The organism is Ensifer sp. EB106-05-01-XG146 (genome assembly GCF_058791875.1).
This window is the reverse complement of record NZ_JBYTDX010000003.1, coordinates 946024-964799: the sequence shown is the minus strand read 5'-3', so window position 1 is coordinate 964799 and position 18776 is coordinate 946024. Positions and strand designations below refer to the sequence as shown.

Annotated in this window: 15 protein-coding genes; 6 read left to right on the top strand and 9 right to left on the bottom strand. The window is 60.3% G+C overall.

What is annotated here, in order from left to right; translation table 11 throughout:
- Nucleotides 1-367 precede the first annotated feature (367 nt).
- Entirely contained in the window at nt 368-793 is a 426-nt protein-coding gene (locus AC3WVQ_RS33125; RefSeq protein ID WP_112975597.1) for a DUF4168 domain-containing protein, read from the top strand.
- A 362-nt stretch (nt 794-1155) separates the two neighbouring features.
- On the opposite strand, the gene gcvA is transcribed toward AC3WVQ_RS33125, so the two are convergent.
- Entirely contained in the window at nt 1156-2088 is a 933-nt protein-coding gene (gcvA, locus tag AC3WVQ_RS33120) for a transcriptional regulator GcvA (protein WP_134887118.1), read from the bottom strand.
- Nucleotides 2089-2260: 172 nt separating this feature from the next.
- Between gcvA and AC3WVQ_RS33115 the strand changes: the two genes are divergently transcribed.
- The 4 genes from AC3WVQ_RS33115 (at nt 2261) to AC3WVQ_RS33100 (ending at nt 7351) form a co-directional block, all read left to right on the top strand.
- Nucleotides 2261-3670, top strand: a complete 1410-nt coding sequence (locus tag AC3WVQ_RS33115; RefSeq protein WP_060530151.1) for an amidase — start codon at nt 2261-2263, stop codon at nt 3668-3670.
- A gap of 15 nt (nt 3671-3685) precedes the next feature.
- A complete protein-coding gene (locus AC3WVQ_RS33110; RefSeq protein ID WP_060580741.1) occupies nt 3686-4933 on the top strand; it encodes an MFS transporter in 1248 nt (415 codons plus the stop codon).
- A 289-nt stretch (nt 4934-5222) separates the two neighbouring features.
- Entirely contained in the window at nt 5223-6242 is a 1020-nt protein-coding gene (locus AC3WVQ_RS33105; RefSeq protein ID WP_110819257.1) for a phosphotransferase family protein, read from the top strand.
- A gap of 218 nt (nt 6243-6460) precedes the next feature.
- The gene (locus tag AC3WVQ_RS33100; protein WP_192444939.1) at nt 6461-7351 is read left to right on the top strand and encodes a hypothetical protein; all 891 of its coding nucleotides are present in this window, start codon (nt 6461-6463) and stop codon (nt 7349-7351) included.
- Between the two features lie 23 nt (nt 7352-7374).
- Here AC3WVQ_RS33100 and AC3WVQ_RS33095 read toward each other — a convergent pair whose 3' ends face one another.
- Nucleotides 7375-8709 (bottom strand): PQQ-dependent sugar dehydrogenase, encoded by a 1335-nt coding sequence (locus AC3WVQ_RS33095; RefSeq protein ID WP_192444937.1) that lies wholly within the window; start codon nt 8707-8709, stop codon nt 7375-7377.
- Between the two features lie 163 nt (nt 8710-8872).
- Here AC3WVQ_RS33095 and AC3WVQ_RS33090 point away from each other — a divergent pair, with 163 nt between their 5' ends.
- Nucleotides 8873-10165 carry a DUF763 domain-containing protein gene (locus AC3WVQ_RS33090; RefSeq protein WP_192444935.1) on the top strand — a complete coding sequence of 431 codons (1293 nt, stop codon included), beginning with the start codon at nt 8873-8875 and terminating at the stop codon, nt 10163-10165.
- 82 nt (nt 10166-10247) lie between these two features.
- Here the strand turns inward: AC3WVQ_RS33090 and AC3WVQ_RS33085 are convergent, their stop codons facing one another.
- From AC3WVQ_RS33085 to AC3WVQ_RS33055, 7 genes are all read right to left on the bottom strand, one after another.
- Nucleotides 10248-10745 carry a hypothetical protein gene (locus tag AC3WVQ_RS33085; protein WP_034796517.1) on the bottom strand — a complete coding sequence of 166 codons (498 nt, stop codon included), beginning with the start codon at nt 10743-10745 and terminating at the stop codon, nt 10248-10250.
- A gap of 159 nt (nt 10746-10904) precedes the next feature.
- Complete coding sequence (locus AC3WVQ_RS33080) at nt 10905-11153, bottom strand: hypothetical protein (RefSeq protein ID WP_034796515.1); 249 nt, start codon at nt 11151-11153, stop codon at nt 10905-10907.
- Nucleotides 11154-11282: 129 nt separating this feature from the next.
- Nucleotides 11283-12329 carry a glutathione synthetase gene (locus AC3WVQ_RS33075; RefSeq protein WP_029742886.1) on the bottom strand — a complete coding sequence of 349 codons (1047 nt, stop codon included), beginning with the start codon at nt 12327-12329 and terminating at the stop codon, nt 11283-11285.
- Nucleotides 12330-12726: 397 nt separating this feature from the next.
- On the bottom strand, nt 12727-14526 hold the full coding sequence (locus AC3WVQ_RS33070; RefSeq protein ID WP_029742885.1) for an NAD(P)/FAD-dependent oxidoreductase: 1800 nt from the start codon (nt 14524-14526) through the stop codon (nt 12727-12729).
- Between the two features lie 67 nt (nt 14527-14593).
- Nucleotides 14594-15667 (bottom strand): 2,3-butanediol dehydrogenase, encoded by a 1074-nt coding sequence (locus AC3WVQ_RS33065; RefSeq protein ID WP_029742884.1) that lies wholly within the window; start codon nt 15665-15667, stop codon nt 14594-14596.
- Nucleotides 15668-15830: 163 nt separating this feature from the next.
- On the bottom strand, nt 15831-17702 hold the full coding sequence (locus AC3WVQ_RS33060) for a sigma-54-dependent Fis family transcriptional regulator (protein WP_060530147.1): 1872 nt from the start codon (nt 17700-17702) through the stop codon (nt 15831-15833).
- A 193-nt stretch (nt 17703-17895) separates the two neighbouring features.
- Nucleotides 17896-18561 carry a TetR/AcrR family transcriptional regulator gene (locus tag AC3WVQ_RS33055; RefSeq protein WP_029742882.1) on the bottom strand — a complete coding sequence of 222 codons (666 nt, stop codon included), beginning with the start codon at nt 18559-18561 and terminating at the stop codon, nt 17896-17898.
- Nucleotides 18562-18776: the final 215 nt, after the last annotated feature.

Sequence of the window (18776 nt, the reverse complement as noted above, 5' to 3'; positions counted from 1 at the left end):
CGCCGGGGATCGCTTTCGATCGCGATTTGATCGGGGCCGTTAGAGCAAGCGCGAGAGAGCGTCAACTCTCCCATCGCGACATCGTTTCCGGTGCCGGCCATGACGCGTTCAATCTGACGCGCCGGGTCCGGCGCGAACGGGTGGGGAAGAAGTAGTCGGTCCGGGACCGGGAGAAAGTGTGGGACCGGAGCCGTCGGGTGAGCCGTAAAGCTGCCGTGGAATGGTCAGCAAATGGCCCCGATACGGCCGCATCGAGCCCATTCCAACGTTCCATCGTCGCGGCGCATTCGGTATCCGGCCGACCTTAGGGGCGATTGAAAGTCAGTGTCGCTCCTGATCACGTCATGCGCATCAGAGAGGAATGAATATGATCACCGGTTACAAACCCGTCGCGTCGCTCGCGGCGGCAGTCTTTAGCTTCATGGTCGTCAGTCCCGCATCCGCCCTTGAGATCGCTCAGGCCGAAACGACCCAGCCGACGCAGGGCCAGGCTGGCAGCAAGGGCCCGGACGCTGCGATCAGCGACCAGAAAATCGAGGCCTTCGCGGTTGCCTATCTTCAGGTCGACAAGGTCAGGCAGGAATATTCCGCCAAGATAGAAGCAACGTCGGATGCAACGGCGAAGAAGGACTTGGAGACCGAAGCCAGCAAGAAAATGGTCGAGGCGGTACAAGCCTCACCGACCATTTCGATCGAAGAGTATTCGGCAATCCTTACAGCTGCACAGAGTGATCCGGCAGTCGCCAAGAAGGTTCAGGCAAAACTCCAAGACACCGCTCCGACACAGCAATAACCGGCTTGGACGCAACCAGTTTGACAGAGACAAATGGGTAGCCCGCACCAGGTGCGGGCTACCCGCTACGAAATGGATCTTCGCCGATCTGCCTGACCAAGGTCCAGCGCTTCAAGATCGCCTGATTATCCTCCTCCGCTTCCCTGTTGTCCTTTGACGATCACCTACGACCAGCTCGCGATCTATCTCGCTGAAACCGGCAATGAGCGCGCCAGTTCGGGCGCCTGGCAAGAATTCCGGCGAGTGCTGTAGTCTCGCGCTCGAGCACTTCGGGCGTAATTCCGATGCATCGTCCTTCGAGGCTCAGAGACATCGCCATCGATCAGGATGCTGAGTCTGTCACGGTCGGGATCCGCAGCGCATCAGCCAGGATGGAGGCTTTTCTGAGCCTTGCCGGACGTTTCGGCCAGCTGCGTCTTCTCCACATTGAGTATCCAATCCCGGAAGGTCGCAATCTTTGGATTGTCCTGGGCGTGCTCGGGGCACACCAGGTAATAGGCAAACTCGTCTATCAAAGCCGCGTCCAGGAGCTTCACCAACTCACCGCTGGCGAGTTCCGCTGCAATCATTGCAGCGGGCAGCAACCCTGCGCCATGGCCAGACAGGATCGCCTTCAAAATAAGGCTGCTATCGTCAAACGACGGACCGCGGGGAGAACGGAACTCTTCCACGCCATTTGCCTGGAACCAAAGGCTCCATCCCTTGCGGTCGGCATCATGGACATGCGGCCAGCGGATGAGATCGTCCGCGCATCGAGGGACGCCGAGGCGATCGACGAGATCAGGGGCTGCCACGGCGACCATCTCGACGGTTACGACGCGGTCGCTGCGCAAGCCCGGATAACGGCCGGCACCATGACGCACCGCGACATCGACGCTGCCGCGAGAGAAATCGGCAAGGGTGCTGCTTGCGACGATTTGGAGATCGATTTCGGGGCTGATCTCCTGGAAGGAGTGCATGCGCGGCAAGAGCCATGCCGATGCGAAGAATGGCGTGACGCTGACTGTCAGCATGCCGCTGTCGTTGGAGGCCATGACGCGTCGCGAGGCTTCGGCAATCTGGCGAAAGGCATTGCGGACCGCTGGCAGGTAGTCCCGGCCCGCATCGGTCAAATAGATGCCGCGTGTCACTCGTTCGAACAGCTTCACGCCAAGATGTGTCTCGAGCGATTTCAACATCTGGCTGACCGCGCCCGGAGTGACGCAAAGCTCGTCGGCCGCCATCTTGACCGAGAGATGGCGGGCGGCGGCCTCGAAAGCCTTCAGGGCATTGAGCGGGGGAAGGTGGCGGCTCATGATTTAGATTTTCTAAGTTATAGGGATGATTAAATCTGGTTTGTCGGCCGAGTATGATGTGCTTTATCACATTAAACTGTGCTTGTCTCGCTCCTCACGAGGAACAGGAGGCGCGATTGAAGATAGATAGATTTTCTAATGTATTTCGCTCACCGCAGTCGGGAAAAATTGAATGACGATAGTTTCGGATGATTTCACTTTGCTCAGCCTCACGGAGATCGGAGACAGAATCAAAAGAGGGAGCATTTCCTCGCTGGCGATCACCGAGGCGCAGCTTCGGCGCATCGCGCGACTGGAACCGGACCTCCACGCCTATGCGCAGGTGATGGACACAAGCGCGCTGGAACAGGCGAAGGTGGCGGATGAGGAAATCGCCGCTGGACGCCATCGCGGCCCGCTGCACGGCGTTCCGATCGCCGTCAAAGACCTGTGCTGGATCGAAGGCGTGCCAACCAGGGCTGGCACACTCGTCCATGGCAATTTTGTTCCGGACGAAGACGCCACTGTCGTCAGACGCCTCAGGCAAGCAGGCGCGATCATTATCGGCAAGACGCAAATGACCGAGGGAGCGTATTCGGACTACCATCCGGCAATAACCCCGTCTGTCAATCCGTGGAGCGCGGACTACTGGACCGGGATTTCCTCGAGCGGTTCAGCTGTCGCGGCGGCAGCGGGCCTTTGTTTCGGTGCGATCGCGTCCGACACCGGCGGCTCGATCCGCTGGCCGGCGGCCGCAAATGGTGTCACGGGCCTCAAACCGACATGGGGGCGCGTCAGCCGGCACGGCGTTTTCGATCTCGCTCCCTCCCTCGACCACCTCGGTACGATTGCGCGAAGCGCCATGGATGCGGGGATCATTCTTGCCGCCATCGCGGGAAGTGATCCGAAGGACCCAACGGCGGCGGCGCAACCGGTGCCGGATTTCGCTTCCGCTTCGCGAAGCGGGGTCGGCGGTCTGCGGATAGGCTTTGATCCAGGGTGGAACAGCGAGGACGTGGAGCCTCAGACACAGGCCGCACTCGCCGCTGCCTCGGACGTTTTTTCCGATCTTGGCGCGCACATGGTCGAGATCAGGTTCCCGGACGTGAGCCAGGCCGTTGCCGATTGGGTGCCGAACTGCGCCGTGGAGGCGGCAGCCGTTCACGCGCGAGACTTTGCTGCGAACAAAGACTTGTACGGGCCTATCCTTGCCGGCGTCATTGAAAAGGGCAAAGCCGTCTCGGAGGCGGAGTATCAGCAGATCCTTCTGCGACGCGCGATTTTCCGCCGTGACGTCGAAGCCTTGTTTGCATCCGTCGACCTGATTTTGACCCCGGTTCAGCCGTTCGCTCCCCTGACACTCGCTGCCATCGCGACACTTGGTGAGCAGCCGGATCTGATCGCTAGGCTGCAGCGCTATACCTGCCCCCTCGATATGAGCGGCCATCCGGCACTGACTTTCCCTGCAGGTGTCGCAAAGGACGAGATGCCGATCGGCCTTCAATTGCTGGCTGGTCAGTTCCAGGAACTGACCCTTGTGCGCGCCGGAGCGGCATTCCAGGGGCATACGGCTTGGCACCAGAGACACCCGGGAAAAGGGTGACGGAGACGAACGATCATGAACGCTCACCGCCAGCGCCAAGGCATCTTCTACGGATGGGTCGTCGTCGCCGCGACGTTTACGCTGACATTCGTAGGTTTTGGTAGCGCCTATACCTTCAGCGCCTTCATCGAGGTATTGCAGCAGGATCTCGGGGCATCGCGTGGCTCCGTTTCGCTTGTTTTTTCTTTGGCAGGGTTTTTGTACTTCGCCCTGGGCGTGATTTCCGGTCCCCTTGCGGATCGGTTCGGAGCAAGATCGCTTTGCCTTGTCGGCATGGTGCTTGTCGGCTTCGGCCTTGCCTTGGCGGGCCAGGCGCGCACCATCGCCGAGGTCTATGCCGCCTATGGGCTCGGAATAGGTCTGGGCGTGGGATGTGCCTATGTGCCGGCCCTTGGGGCCGTTCAGCGCTGGTTCGTCGCGCGACGTGGCCTGGCATCGGGTCTTGCGGTCAGCGGTATCGGCTTGGGCACGCTTGTCATGCCGCCGCTGGCGACTTGGTTGATCGCCGCTTTGGGCTGGAGAGAGGCCTATCTGGTGCTCGGTGGAGCGGCCGCGGCCTTCGGCATAGGCGCCGCATTGCTGCTCGAAAACGATCCGGGGCGACGTGGTCTTCGGCCGGACGGAGTCTTCGTCGAACCGGGCGTCGTGAATTCGGCGGCAAAGGAGGGCGTTTCGGTCAAGGATGCGATACGGACTCGGCAATTTGTCGGCATGTATGTCGCATGCCTGTTGAGTGCAGTCGGCGTGTTCGTTCCCTTTGTTCATCTCGTCCCGTTTGCAGTCGATCACCAGATCGCTCCGACGGTCGGCGTCCTCCTCCTGAGCGCGATCGGCGTTGGGAGCACTGCGGGGCGCTTCTGCCTTGGGGGGCTTGCCGATCGTTTGGGTCGCGACACTTTCCTGGCGGCAATGTACGCGGGCATCGCCGTGTCGCTTGCGGTTTGGGCCTCTGCGACCGGGCTTTTGGCCCTTGTTGCCTTCGCTCTGTTGTTCGGATTGTTCTACGGTGGCTGGGTCGCGGTGCTGCCGGCCGTGGTTGCCGATCATTTCGGCCGCCGCAATGTGGGCGGGATCATCGGGCTTCTTTACACGAGCGTCGCAATCGGCACGCTGATCGGCCCGAGCCTCGCCGGCTTTATCTACGACGCCAGCCACAGTTACTTCCCGGCCATTGCGATCAGCGGAGGCGCCAACGCGGTGGCCGCGCTTGTGGCGATCGTGACCATCGGTCTCAAATCAAGAACGGCTGCGGAAGGGCTTTGAACTGGCGGTGCAGTTTTTTCGTCCGTTTCGCAATTGGATATCGCTGCCATGCGTTCGCATTGCTTGCGATAAATTGCTAACGATACAACCAATGAGATATGGTCGAGGGTGAGGGAACGAATGCCGTTCCATCCCTTGAGCGTTTCGCTTGCCGTCACGCATGGCCCCAATCGAAGCCGGCCGAAGAATGGGCCTCGATACTTTGTGAGGGGGCGGTTGCGCAGGTGCCAGGAGCACGAGCCCAACACCCCCCTTTAGCGGGCGTAGTATTTCAGCCAGCCCGTCGGCCATGGACTTCGTCTCGGTGTCGGTCTTATCCGGGCCGTCATCGCGAAGAATAGCGGCTACAGAATTCAGACGTGCGGCCAGGGCCTGCCGGGTGGGATTGCAAAGGACGAACGCAGTGAAGGATCTATCCCTAGAGCCAATCGCGACCGCCTCCGTTGAGAGGGAAGTCGACGCCACTCGTGGCGGTACCGATGCGATGCCCCTTCAGAGGATCGTTGCGGAACTTGGCTTGCCATCCGAGCCTGCGGCTGTCCTGATCGGCTCGGGGCAGAACTCGGTGGCCTACGAGCTTGACGGCAGGATCCTTCGATTGCCGCGTCATTGCGGCGCTGAACGCGACCTGGTGCGCGAAGCCGCGGCGCTTCGCGCGGTGCGGCCGCTTCTCCCGGTGCCGGTACCTGATCTTGAGGTGCGCCGCATCGACGGCCAATTCGTCTCGCTGCACGCCAAGATCTTGGGCGAACCGCTTTCGGACCTGACCGGCCTGAGGATAGGCGCACAGAGGGTTTTGGCCGCGGATCTTGCCGCCTTTCTAAAGGCTCTGCATTCGCTCCCCATCGACAGCGTGGAGGCCGAGCCTGCCGAGGCGTCTTCATCCGAGTGGAATGGCCTTTTGGCGCAATGCGAAGCAGTGGCCTTTCCTCTGCTTTCGCCTGATGTCGTTACCGGTCTGCGGAAGCGCTTTTCCGACTTTTTAGCGACCTGCGACGCGCTTCCGCAGTGCCTTATTCACGGGGATTTTGGGACCGGAAACATTCTCGTCGATCGCGGCAGACTTTCAGGCGTCATCGATTTCTCCGGCTGCGGCCCCGGCGACCCAGCTTACGATTTTGCGAGCCTCGCGGCAGGGCTTGGTGACCCGTTCGTCGACCTGGTGCTCGCGCACTTTTCCCCAGACACGGCGGCAAGGGATCGTATGGGTTTTTATCGAATGACCTTTCCGCTTCTCGACATTCTGTACGGCGTCGAAAACCGCGACCCGGAGACAGTCCGCGCGGGCGTGCACGCCTTTGCGGCGTAGTCCGCTCATCCTCTCACCGGGATTTGCTTCGGCCCACCTCATCCGAACGCGGTTCGATGTCCGCCATTGGGCGCGATGTGGACTTCGCGCCTCGGTTTACAGCATCGAAAAAAGCCGTTCGGCTCTCGTTTTTTTGCGCAATCGGGGAACAGCGGGCCAAGCCTATTCGTTGAGTGAGACGGGAAAATGTGTCGGAACGAGGAGGGGTTCGCGAAGCAATGTCGGGTGAGCCATCAAATCGCCCCGGTGCGTATATTTCGTTTCCCTACGACCGAACCATGCTGGGAGAGTTTCGACGGGCTTTTCCCCGGGCCAGATGGAGCGATGATAGGCGCAATTGGTTTATTCCGGGCAAGACTGCCGACCGCCGGTTTACCAGATGGATGGACGGCCAATTGTCGGAACGAGATCCGTTCGGTGAATCAAAGGGCAGGGACGCTTACGACTTCGATCCCATCGGCAGTCCGTATCTGGAGGCAGGCGATGACCTTTGCCTGCGGACACCTTTCTCCCGCACCATCGTTGAGGAATTGCGACAGGTGCCGTGGGCGCATTGGGATGACAATTCCAGGACGTGGCATGTTCCGTTCCGCTCCTACGAGGAATTGCGGAAACGGTGGCCTGTGATCGAAGCGGCCGCCCGCCGCAATGAACCGGATGCACGAAAGCAACGCCGACTTGCGTCGCGGGGGTCCGCCGAGGAACTGGAAGCGAGAAGTCGCAGCGTCGAACGGAGAAGACGGCGATACCCTGTTCCTGCGGTTTTTCCACCACAGCTCGGGCGTGCCGTCTCCACTGAAACTTACGGCGTCGTAATATTCATCGGGATTTCACAGGAGATTGTCCCTCGAACTTTCTCCTGCTCGTATCCATTCATGAACAATAGCCTGATGGAGTTTGTCTGGGCCTCCTGGCGGCCCGCAACACTGTCGGAATTGATCTCTGTATGGCCGGCACGCACCGGTCCCCATCATCGAAGCGGCTGGTGGCTTCCAGATCTGGAGGAATTGCGGGTTTCCAGGAAACAGGCCCGAACTCAAGAGCGCCGGCGCGCGGCATCCCGTTCTCATCGGGCGATTGCCGACGCGGGACGACCAAATGCACATTGATCGCTTTTGAAACAGGCAAAAGGTCATTCTCTGCTGACACGCCACACGACATTGCCGACATCGTCGGCAACCAGCAAACTACCCGTCTTATCGATTGCCACGCCGGCCGGGCGCCCCATGGCGCTGCCGCCTTTGCCGACGAACCCGGTGAGGACATCTTTTGGCCGGCCGCTGGGCTTGCCATTCAAAAACGGGACGAAGATGACCTTGTAGCCGCTGGGTACGCTTCGGTTCCAGGAGCCATGCTGTCCAACGAATGCGCCGTTCGAATAGGTGGGGCCGAGCGACGAGCCCCTCGAGAACACCAGTCCCAATGATGCCGTGTGGGCGCCCAGCGCGTAGTCGGGCTTGATGGCCCTTGCGACGAGGTCAGGACGCTGCGGCCTGACGCGGGTGTCGACGTTCTGGCCGAAGTAGCTGTAGGGCCAGCCATAGAAGGCGCCATCGCGCACGGATGTCATGTAGTCCGGGACGAGATCGTCACCGAGTTCGTCGCGTTCGTTGACCGCGACCCACAGCTTTCCATTCTGAGGGTTCCAGGAGAGCCCGTTGGGATTGCGCAGGCCCGAGGCGAAGGGGCGCATGTGGCCGCTTGCCTTGTCGATCTCGAGCACGGCTGCACGGTGCCGTTCGACGGCCATGCCGTTTTCGGCAACATTGCTGTTGGAGCCGACCGTAACGTAGAGCTTGCGGCCGTCCGGGCTTGCGATCACATCCTTGGTCCAATGGTGATTGAGATCGCCGGGCGGTAGATCCGCGATCTTTTGCGGCGGCGCCGTGATCCGGGTCTGTCCGTTCGAATAGGGGAAGGCGACGAGAGCGTCGGTGTTGGCGACATAGAGCTTGCCCCGCGACAGCGTCATGCCGAAAGGCGAGTTGAGACCTTCGGCGAACGTGGTCCGCAGGTCGGCCACCCCGTCGCCATCGGTGTCGCGAAGCAGCGTGATCCTGTTTGCGCTTGGTGTGGTGGCGCCAGCGCGCTTCATGGCCGCGCTCATGAAGACCTTCTTCAGGCTGAAGCCCTCGTCGTGTTTGGCCGGAGCATTGCTTTCGGCCACCAGAACGTCACCGTTGGGAAGGACGCGCAGCCAGCGCGGATGGTCAAAATTCGTCGCAAAGGCGTTGACCTTCAATCCTTTGGCAGCGAGTGGATGTTCTCCGCCCCGCCACCCGGTCGCATCGGCGATGTTGACCGTCGGGATCACGGTTGGGCGTGGTTTTGGCAGAACCGGATCCGAACCGTATCCAACCTTGCCGGTGTTGCTCGCTGTCTGCCTGGCTGAGACGTTGGCGCAACCCGCCAGTAAAGCTGCGGTTAGGAGGATGACGACTGCCGCACACGGGAAACGGTTTTGCATTGGAAGGCCTCCGCAGGGATTGGCCCATCTCATCGTGAGGCGCAACGGCGCCTCGCAACATTCCAACCACAAAACAGCAAGGGTTGCGACTTGTTCCCGGCGGTAGGAACGTTTGAAGAACTTTCCCCTGTCACAATGCCTGTAAGCGGCCTATAAGACACGAATGGTTCAGCGAGCTGGAAGTGCAGATCTCCCTCTTCATGGCGGCAGGGTTCCCCCGTGGCTCGGCGATCGCATGACGAAGCTCGGGACGATCATCGCCGAAGCCATCGTCATCGAATACGGCCGTGACGAGTTTCTGCGCCGTCTGGCCCATCCTTTCTGGTTCCAGTCCTTCGGCTGCGTCATGGGCATGGATTGGCACTCATCAGGCATCACCACCAGCGTCATCGGCGCTCTCAAGCGCGGTCTCGCTCCTCGTTCGCGGGATCTCGGGATAAGCGTCTGCGGCGGTCGCGGACGACATTCGCGGCAGACGCCAGACGAACTGATCGCCATCGGCAACCGCGTCGGCATCGATGGTGCCGGCCTTGCGGCCACCAGCCGGCTTGTTGCAAAGGTCGATAGTGCCGCGGTCCAGGACGGCTTCGACCTCTACCTGCACGGTTTCATCGTCGCTGACGATGGCAAATGGGTGGTGGTACAGCAAGGCATGAACGGCGATAAACGCCAGGCCCGGCGCTATCATTGGTTGTCGGAGGGCGTTTCCAGCTTCGTCGACGCTCCCCATGCGGCGATCGAGGGAAAAGGTCAGGGGGAAATCGTCAATCTCGCAGACAGACGGGCTGCCGCATCACGCCACGGGCAGCTTGAGCTTTTGGCATCGCTTGGGCCTGACCGAATTGTCCGGGAAGTCGTCGCTCTGGATCCAAAGGGTAAACCGAAGGAGGCCGATCAGCCGTTGCTCCCACATCTCGTGATGCCGGCACATCACGACGTACGGGATGAAAACGTCAACATGCGACGGCTGCATGCGACACTTTCTGCGGCTGCCGATCGCGGGCCGGAAGATTTCGAGCAGCTTTTGATGGTTCCGGGCGTCGGTGCCCGTACGGTCAACGCGCTCGCGATGGTGGCTGAAGTCGTTCATGGCGCGCCTTGCCGTTTCGCCGATCCGGCGCGGTTTTCGCTTGCGCACGGTGGCAAGGACCGCCATCCGTTTCCCGTGCCCCTCAAGGTGTACGACCACACGATCGCGGTCATGCGATCGGCCGTGACGAAAGCGCGGCTCGGACTTGGCGAGGAACTGGAGGCGCTGAAGCGCCTTGACGACCAGGCACGGCAGCTCGAAAGATACGCCACCGGCCCGGACCTCAAGGAAATTGTTGCCGGAGAGTTTCGCCACTCGCCCGAATGGGGCGGTCGCAGTGTGTTTGGATGGGAGGAGACTGGCGGATCGGCCGAGCAGAAGTCGCTGGAACCGACGCCGTCGAACGCTCACCGTCAGGCACGCTAGAAAATCGAGTGGCCGGCGCTGGTTCAGCGAGATGAGCTTCAGTCGAGGGGCGGGAGCGAGATATTCCTTGGGGAAGGATGCCTTAGCCGATCTTCTCTCCCACCTCCAATAGATAAGCGTCATAGCCGAACAACAAATCCTGGCTCAGGTCCTTGCCGTCGAACCGCGCTATAAAGTCGTCAAGGTCGGCCTGACGCGAGAAGCCCATCGCCATGGCAGACATGCTTTCGATGTCGCCCTCTTCGTCCTCGTAAGTCGCGCTCATCTCCAGGACACCCAACCGATCGAAGTTCGCTTGCATGTGGAATGAAAGCCAGACCAGGTATTCCAGCGGGTAGCCGGGATTCCTCCCGTATGTCACCACAAAGGGATAAGCTGAACGGAACCGGCTGGCCAGAACTTCGCCATCGGTGGCAAAGACGAGCAGATCGCTATCCTCATCGAGGTTGTGAAGTTCGATTGTCAAATCATGCTTGCGCAACGCAACGTAGCCGCCAAGTTGGTCCCACGGCAAGGAAGTCAAGATGATCTCGCGCCATCGTGTGATGGCGACATCGAGATCGGTGCGGACCAAGAACATGAAGAAACCCTACAGCGTCACGACACAATCAAGAGCTTTCAGCCTTGCATAGTGCACGCTATAGTCAATAGATATTAGCGGCGCCTAAATTCATGGTAACGAGGGAGTTATCGTGATTTGAGAGGCGCCGGCGAACATCAGCTTCGCCGGCTGGCGGATCTATCGCCAGTATCCCCGCCCGGTATCGACCGATGACCGTCCCACGACGTAGCCGATGGTAAAGGCGAGGGCGCCGATCAGCAATCCGAGAGTGGTCGCGGTGTGAGGATGATCTGCTGCGGCAGTCGCGACAGCGCTCGTCTCTCTCTTCACTGCTTCGGTGGCTGTCTGCGCAGCTTTGCGAACGCCAGCGAGAGGTTCTTCGGGTGTGCCGGTAAAGCCGGCTTTTAGATCGTCGTCTTTGGCCATCGCCTTCTTCTCCTATCGCGTATGCAGGAGAAACCGAGGACAGCGCCATCGGTTCCGAATCCTTGGAAAGATCTTTTTTAAAGCACCAATTTGCTAGCGACCTTGTGCCCAGAGTTCTTCGGCAAAGTCCTAGTGGGTCGACAAGATCCGGTTGTTCAACGCTCCTTGATACGTCTTCCTGGTCGCAATTTTGTTCTCCAGCGACTCGAGGATGTCCTCGCAGAAGTCGACGTCGTAGAGTTCACGAATGGTCTGGAGACCACCGGGCGTGAACACGTTTATCTCAAGCAGCTTGTCGCCGACGATGTCGAGGCCGACCAGGAACATGCCATCTTCGACAAGCTTCGGGCGTAAGGTCTCGGCGATCGCCAGCATTTCCTTTGTCACATGCGCCCGTTTTGGCGTCCCACGCGCGTGAATATTGGAGCGCACGTCTCCCTTCGCGGGAACGCGCCTGAACGCAGCGTAGACGTCGCCGCGCTGCAAAGGTCGCCCGTTCATGAGAAACAATCTGGTATCTCCTTCCGACGCCTTAGGAAGGTAACATTGCGCAATGAGATAGCCGACCTCACCCACCGCATCGATGATTTGATTGAGGTTGGATTCGGTGCTGCTTCCGACCCGAAAAACGTTCTTGCCGCCAGATCCCTGTAGCGGTTTGATGATTACGCCGTCTGAATGATCGTCGATAAACGCCCTGATCTCCTCGATGTCCTTGGAAATCAAAGTGGTCGGACGAACGATGGCCGGGAAATCCTGGAAGTAAAGCTTGTCTTGCGCCAAGGCCAGACCACATGGGTCGTTGACGACGATCGTGCCTCTTTCTGCGGCAAGCCGACCAAAATTTGCACCCGCATGCGCGGCCCAGGGGCGAGTATCGGCATCCAGCGACGGATCGTTCCGTAAGAACAGAACATCCACCTCTTCAACATTGACAAGGGCTCTTTGCTGTTCGGGCGCGATCAAAGCGCGTAGCAGAGTTTCGGACTTCTTGGGGCGTGCGTCGCCAAGATGTGCCGCCCGGATCATCAATGCGTCGTCGGGCCCAAGTATGAAGTCACCCGGCGTGATGTAGAGGACCTCATGGCCACGAGCAAGCGCAGCAAGCGCCAAGGATGTTGTCGTATAGGACGGCCTTTCGGTTTCGATCGCGTTGACAAGGAAGGCGATGCGCATGGGGGCTCCTGGCTTAAGACAAGGGTGCAACCGGCCACACCCGGTACAATGGCCCCGAAGGCGACTTTAGGGGCCCGAAGCGTGTGGGGCTCGCGTTAGACCCAACCTGAAGACGACATGAAGGATCCGTTGCATTAACGCTCCTCGCTGCTACTGGTTCCTGTCAGTCTTGATTGTCTCCGCAGATGCGCCCTAACCCGATGGCCAGGGTTCCAGCTAGGTGATGTCTCTAATGTTCGGACCGGAGGGTCTGGCAAGTCTCGGACGAGGATTAAGTGCGGGCTCAGCGTCAATCTCCTGGCTATGTCCGCATGGCACACAGCCGCACTGGGGTGCCTGCACGCGGACACGACCGACAGGCAGAGGGCGCTCAAGCTCCCTCTGCCTCTTAAATGGTTCAGCGCTTGTGATGGACGCTTTGCAGACCGTAAACCGGCGTCTGAATACCCTCCAATCGTGCCTTCAGTTGCAGTGACAGGTACTGCGAATAATGGCGCGATTGGTGCAAGTTACCACCATGGAACCACAGGGCATCCTGTTGCGTGGGCTTCCACATGTTGCGCTGCTCGCCCTCCCAGGGGCCGGGGTCCTTCGGCGTATCGGAGCCAAGTCCCCAGACCTTGCCGACCCTGTCGGCTGTCTCCTGGTCGATGAGATCGGCGACCCAGCCATTCATCGAGCCGTAGCCCGTCGCATAGACGATGACGTCGGCCGGGATCTCCTTGCCGTCAGCCAGTTTTATCGAGGTTTCGGTGATCTCTTCCACCTGTCCTGCGGCAAGCTTCACCTTGCCGTCGATGATCAGCTGCGACGCGCCGATATCGATGTAGTATCCGGACCCGCGGCGCAGGTACTTCATGAAGAGACCTGAGCCATCCGCGCCCCAATCGAGTTGGAAGCCCGCCTTTTCCAGCGCCGCGTAGAAATCGGCGTCGCGCTCGCGCATCTTGTCGTAAAGCGGGATCTGGAACTCGTGCATGATCCGGTAGGGAAGCGACGCAAAGATGAGATCCGCCTTGCCCGTCGTTACGCCGTTGGCCAGCGCCTGTTCCGAATAAAGCCCACCGAGGCCGATATCCATCAGCGTGTCGGACTTGACGATATGGGTCGTCGAGCGCTGGATCATCGTGACGTCGACGCCCGCCTCGTACAGCGCGGCACAGATGTCGTGGGCCGAATTGTTGGAACCGATCACAACGACCTTCTTGCCCTTGTAGCCATCCGGCCCCGGGTGCTGCGAGGAATGATGCTGGTCACCAACAAAGCGCTCACGGCCGTTGAAATTCGGAATGTTGGCCTTGCCAGACATGCCGGTCGCAAAGACGAGCTGCTTTGGCCGCAACACCACTTCCTCACCGTCGCGGTCAACGACGATGGTCCATTCCTTCGCGGCTTCGTCCCATTTTGCCGATTTGGCGGTGGAGCGTGTCCAGTAGTTCAGCTCCATCACCTTGGTATAGAATTCCAGCCAGTCGCCAATCTTGTCCTTCGGTGCGAAGACCGGCCAGTTCTTCGGGAAATCGATGTAGGGCAGGTGGTCGTACCAGACGGGGTCATGCAGGCAGAGCGACTTGTAGCGCTTGCGCCAGCTGTCGCCTGGCCGGTCGTTCTTTTCGAGGATGATGGTGGGCACGCCAAGTTGGCGAAGCCGGGCCCCGAGCGCAATGCCGCCCTGTCCGCCGCCGATGATCACGACATAGGGTTGCGTCTCATAGCCGAGCGTGCGCTCCTCGTGCTCGCGCTCCTCCTTCCAGGTTTTCGTGCCGACATTCTGGCCGTGCTTGGCGCCAAGTGGCCGGGTAAAGCCGGATTTCTCCTCGTGGCCCTTGAGTTCGGCCAGTGCCGTCAGCAGCGTCCAGATCAGGCCGTTCTTGATGCGCACGAGGCCGTAGCCGCGTCCCGTCGCAGTCTCGAACGAGATCCAGCTTTCAAGCACGCCATCCGCCTCGGTTGCTTCTTCGCCGGCGGCGACGCGCCAGTTGGAGGGTTTTGCAGAGGCAAGCTGTGCCTGAAGCATGTCGCGCACCTCGTCCCGGCCTTCGACAGTCTTGAGGTTCCAGGTGAAGGCGACGAGGTCGCGCCAGTAGCATTCCTCTGCAAAGAGGTTGACCGCATCGTCGATACGGCCGGTTTCGAGTGCAGCGCCAAGGGCATCAAGCTGTGCCTGAACGCGGGTGGTGGGGGTCTTCTCGAGCATCCTTTATCCTCCTGCTCTGTGATGACAAACGGAACGGCTCCTCAACCGTCCCGCAATGGGGACCGGCCTAACGCTTGAGGTCGATCAGTATTTTCAGGTGCGTACCGGCGGGATCGAGCAACTGGTCGAACCCTGCCGAAACAGCTTCGCTCAGTGAGACATGTTTGGTGACGATGCGGCGAGCCGGTATTTGGCCGCTCGCGATCAGGCGCGCCACGCGCGGCCAGTAGTGGGTCGGATAGGCCCAGGAACCGCGGATATCGATGTCCTTGAAGGTCACGTCAAACCAGTTCAGCGGGTTCTCGCCTGGATGAAGGCCGGTCTGCACGACGACGCCCTGCTTGCGCACTGCGCTCGCGCAGTTCTTGAGCGCATGTTCGTTGCCGACGCATTCGATGGCGACATCGCAGCCAACGCCGCCCTCGGTTTCGGCCTGGACAACATCGCTGACCTTTTCGATCTTGGGATTGATGGTGCGGACCTCGCGGAGTGCTTCCTTCGCCAGTGAAAGCCGCGTCTCGTTGAGATCGGAGAGAAAAATCTTCGACGCGCCGGCCGCCCGCGCTGCCATGGCAACGAGAATGCCGATCGGTCCTGCGCCCGTGACCAGCACGCTGTTGCCGGCGGTGACGCTGCCGCGATCGCACGCATATACGGCGACTGCGGTCGGCTCTATCAGCGCGGCTTCTTCGTCGGATAGCGCATCGGGAATGGGCTGGACATTGTAGTCGTTGAGCAGCGCCGCTTCCGCCATTCCGCCGGAGTGCCAGGATAGGCCGGCCAGTGCCAGGTTGGCGCTCAGGTGAAACAGACCACGGTCGGCATAATAGTCTCCGCGGCGCGGCATGATCAGCGGCTGGACGGAGACCCTGTCGCCCGGCTTCACATGGCTAACCCCTTCGCCGATCGCCTTCACGACGCCGCCGAATTCATGGCCGAGGATCTGCGGTCCATGAGCACCCGTGAAGGGATGCGGTTCCTTCGGGATGAAGATCGGGCCATAGGCGTATTCGTGCAGATCGGTCCCGCAGATGCCGCAGAAACGATTTTCCACCAGTACCTCACCGGGGCCAGGGGCAGGCGGAGCGTCGACATCGTCAATGCGTAGGTCCTTGGCGGCGTGAAAGCGCAGAGCTTTCATTGTGTTTCCTCCTGTTTGTTCTTGCACAGGAGAGGCAGCAAGCAGCATGCCAGATCGCAACTGCGTCTATTTTGTTTGTGATATCAAAGGCTTGAAACGTGACGGGAGCGAAAGTCACCGAAAATGCAACAGTCCGGGTGCAACAGGTGTTGCAGGCGTTGCGTCAGTTGAGCCGCTTCAGACGGCGGTGGATCGTGGAACGGTTGACGCCGAGCTTTCTCGCAAGCGCCGAAACGTTGTCGCCGCAGTCCCTGAGTGCCTGGCGTAACGCATCATCCTCGCCGGGCAACGAGTGGATGGCTTCGGAGAAGAGATGTTCCGGCAGGCACTCGCTATCGATGAGACCATTTTCGGAAAGGGCCGCGGCCACGCGCAGAACATTGGAAAGCTCACGCAGATTTCCGGGCCATTCATGCGCGAGCAAGGCCGCCCGAGCCGTCTTGTCGATGCGGTAGGACTCGTGGTTCTCCTTCTCGACACGAGCGCGTAATTGATCGATCAGCCAGCTAAGATCCTGACGCTCTCGCAAGGCGGGGAGCGAGAGCGTTGCGGCGTTCAGGCGGTAATAGAGGTCTTCCCGGAAACGGCCCTGCTTAACCAGTTCCGCCAGATCGCGGTGGGAGGCGGAGACGACGCGCAGGCGGATTGGCCGGGCCTTCAGCGCCCCAATCGGCTGAATCTCATTTTCCGAGAGCACGCGCAACAGCCGGCTTTGCAGCGTGAACGGCATGTCGCCGATCTCGTCGAGGAACAGGGTGCCACCGTCCGCATCCTCGATCAGGCCGCGCTTACCTTTCTGGCTGGCGCCCGTGAATGCACCGGGTGCGTAGCCGAACAGTTCGGATTCGATGAGATGTTCGGGAATGGCTGCGCAATTTACGGCGACGAAATTGCCATTGTCGCCGCAGCTGTCATGGATCGCGCGAGCAAGATACTCCTTGCCGCTGCCCGTCTCCCCTTGAATGAGAATTGGGATGCGGCGTGTGGCCAATTTTGCCGCGCGGGTCTGCACCCGTTCCATTGTCGCGTCGCCCTGGCTGAGATCGCGCAGGGCCCGGGGGAGGCGCGCTTCGGGCGCGGCGGGCGTGCGCAGGCTGACGACGGGCGCGATGGCGCTGGCGAATAGGACTAGGCCGCTCTTGGCTCTCAGCAAGCGTTCGCCGTTCGGACGACCGCGCATGAAGTTGGGCAAATCGTCCACGTCGATATCGAACACCTCCGAGAGCGGAAGGCCGAGGAAATTGCGTGTCTGGAGGCCGCGGATGTTCATCGAGCGGGCGAGTGCGCCGAAGCCACCATGGGTCATACCGGTGATGCGGCCGCTGCCGTCGAGGGCGATGGCGGCGTCCGGGTCGACATCCAGGAATTCCGGGGAGCGGGCAAGCCGCAGGACCCAGTCGTTGCGGGTGCGGGTCATGAGGTTGGCAAGCTCGATCCGCCGCGCAGTGGCGGATACCAGATGCAGCGCCAGCTGCTGGCTTGCCTTGGCAGTGGGCGACCGGAGCTGGGAGATGTCGAGCACGGCGGTCAGATCGCCGAGCGTGTCGAAGACCGGCGCCGCCGTACAGGTCAGCCCGATATGGCTCGCGTCGAAATGGTCGTCCTGATGGATGATGACCGGCTGGCCGGAGACGATGCACGCCCCGACGGCACAGGTGCCCGCCCGGCTCTCAGACCACTCCGAGCCGAGATAGAGGCCCGCCTTGCGCAGCTGATTGTCGAAGGTCGGATCCCCCATGAAATCGACGGTGACGCCGCGGGCATCGGACAGCAACAGGACATAGTTCTGTTCGGCGACTTGGTTGAACAGCCCTTCAAGCCCGGAACGCCCGATGCGGATCAGTTCTTCCGCCTGTTCGCGATGCTCGCGCAGCTTCGATCCCGGAACGATATAGGCTTCCTGCGCGATCGTCGGATCCAGCTTGTAATCATTGAGGCAGCGAAGCCAGGATTGGACGACGGGCTCGTCGCGTGGGCTCGCGGCCCCGGAGGCGACTCGTTCTATCTCACGAATATGCGACAGCGACGTCGACATCGAGCGCCCTCCTGACGGGAAAGCTGACACACTCTCATCGACAACGTCAAGCCAACGGTGGACGGTGACGTGCGTCAGCCAAGCGCTTGCCGACGAGGCCTATCGAGGTCTGGGCTGCACGTCGTTGAGATCGGCAGCGTTCTGGCATTAACACCCCATTGCCTGAGTGCTTCCCATCCCATGCGCGATAGCCCTAGGATATGGGGTTCGCTGCCCCTTCCTCCGTCTGGAGGTAGCTGATCACGGCGTCGGCGATCATTCGGCGATGGCGGCCGATCGTGGCCGATTCGGAAAGGTCCCTGCGAAAGATAGTTCCGAATGTATATCGGTTCGAAACCCGGAAGAAGCAGAAGGCACTGATCAGCATATGCACATCTATCGGGTCGGCCTTTCGCTTGAATGCACCCTCAGCGATACCGCGTTCCAGAATGCCCGCGATCGTTTCGATGACCGAGACATTCAGATCACGGATCGCTTCCGACCGCAGCATATGCGCTGCGTGGTGGATGTTTTCGATGCTGACCAATCGCACAAAGTCGGGATTGGCCTCGTCGTGGTCGAATGTGCTGGAAATTAGCGTACGCAACGCCTCTTCCGGGGCAAGGCTTGAAAGCTTCAGGTCCTCCTCGAGCGTGCGGATCTTGCGATAGGCGCGCTCAAGCACGGACAGGTAAAGTCCCTCCTTGCCCCCGAAATAGTAATAGATCATGCGCTTGGAGGTTCGGGTCCGTTCTGCGATCGCGTCAACGCGTCCGCCCGCAAGGCCGTGCGTCGAGAACTCTTCCGTGGCGACGACAAGGATGTCTTCCTTGGTGCGTTCCGGATCGTTCTTCCGACTTGCCTCAACCCGCCCCGCCATTCTTTTTCATCACTCCCCCGGCACTCGCCGAAATTTTCCAATGAAACCAAATCGAAACGGGCGAGCGCAGAGGCTCGCCACACCGCCTCCCGTGAGATTCATATTGAGGTTACGGGGGTCTTTCAAGAGAGTCTGCTTGACATACGTACTAGTTCGTACATTTTGTAGTGGCGAAGACGACTTGAGGAGGATGTGTTCGCACCGGTGCCCTGACG

Coding starts and splice junctions, on each gene's coding strand:
- AC3WVQ_RS33100 (WP_192444939.1), top strand. CDS start 6,461: ATGTCGGGTGAGCCATCAAATCGCCCCGGTGCGTATATTTCGTTTCCC.
- AC3WVQ_RS33070 (WP_029742885.1), bottom strand. CDS start 14,526: ATGCTCGAGAAGACCCCCACCACCCGCGTTCAGGCACAGCTTGATGCC.
- AC3WVQ_RS33090 (WP_192444935.1), top strand. CDS start 8,873: ATGGTTCAGCGAGCTGGAAGTGCAGATCTCCCTCTTCATGGCGGCAGG.
- AC3WVQ_RS33095 (WP_192444937.1), bottom strand. CDS start 8,709: ATGCAAAACCGTTTCCCGTGTGCGGCAGTCGTCATCCTCCTAACCGCA.
- AC3WVQ_RS33075 (WP_029742886.1), bottom strand. CDS start 12,329: ATGCGCATCGCCTTCCTTGTCAACGCGATCGAAACCGAAAGGCCGTCC.
- AC3WVQ_RS33125 (WP_112975597.1), top strand. CDS start 368: ATGATCACCGGTTACAAACCCGTCGCGTCGCTCGCGGCGGCAGTCTTT.
- AC3WVQ_RS33060 (WP_060530147.1), bottom strand. CDS start 17,702: ATGTCGACGTCGCTGTCGCATATTCGTGAGATAGAACGAGTCGCCTCC.
- AC3WVQ_RS33080 (WP_034796515.1), bottom strand. CDS start 11,153: ATGGCCAAAGACGACGATCTAAAAGCCGGCTTTACCGGCACACCCGAA.
- AC3WVQ_RS33115 (WP_060530151.1), top strand. CDS start 2,261: ATGACGATAGTTTCGGATGATTTCACTTTGCTCAGCCTCACGGAGATC.
- AC3WVQ_RS33065 (WP_029742884.1), bottom strand. CDS start 15,667: ATGAAAGCTCTGCGCTTTCACGCCGCCAAGGACCTACGCATTGACGAT.
- AC3WVQ_RS33110 (WP_060580741.1), top strand. CDS start 3,686: ATGAACGCTCACCGCCAGCGCCAAGGCATCTTCTACGGATGGGTCGTC.
- AC3WVQ_RS33055 (WP_029742882.1), bottom strand. CDS start 18,561: ATGGCGGGGCGGGTTGAGGCAAGTCGGAAGAACGATCCGGAACGCACC.
- AC3WVQ_RS33105 (WP_110819257.1), top strand. CDS start 5,223: ATGGACTTCGTCTCGGTGTCGGTCTTATCCGGGCCGTCATCGCGAAGA.
- AC3WVQ_RS33085 (WP_034796517.1), bottom strand. CDS start 10,745: ATGTTCTTGGTCCGCACCGATCTCGATGTCGCCATCACACGATGGCGC.
- gcvA (WP_134887118.1), bottom strand. CDS start 2,088: ATGAGCCGCCACCTTCCCCCGCTCAATGCCCTGAAGGCTTTCGAGGCC.